This window comes from Tritonibacter sp. SIMBA_163 (assembly GCF_046535935.1).
GTDB lineage: Bacteria > Pseudomonadota > Alphaproteobacteria > Rhodobacterales > Rhodobacteraceae > Epibacterium > Epibacterium scottomollicae.
Window position 1 is genome coordinate 1 of sequence record NZ_JAWJBP010000205.1, and the last position, 336, is coordinate 336.

Genomic DNA, 336 nt, shown 5'->3' on the forward strand with positions numbered 1-336 from the left:
GGAGTCGCTGTCCAGCAGGGAGAGGGAGCCGGGGCTCTTGACGAACGTGTAGACCCGCCCCACGTCGTTGAGGTCCACCCCGAGGGCCTTGTCGCCGGCGGCGTTCCACGAGGCCCCGACGACCCCCTGCGGGCAGGTGATGAGCGTGCCGATGGTCGCGCCGTCGAAGGGGTAGGCCCCGCACCGTGAGGCGGTGTTGTTGCCGAAGAACAGGTGGTCGCTGTCCGGGTGCCACGCGAGGCCGGAGCTGCCGACGGAGCCCGGGTTGTCCAAGCTGTCGATGATCGAGCCGAGCCCGCTGGCGTCGGCGTAATTGCGAACCTCCGTGATCGGCCC

General features: G+C 69.9%; 1 protein-coding gene. It reads right to left on the minus strand.

The window, feature by feature from the left end; all coding sequences use genetic code 11:
* The coding region (locus R0J92_RS22100; RefSeq protein ID WP_411053229.1) for a hypothetical protein at positions 1-336 on the minus strand (336 nt) is incomplete at both ends.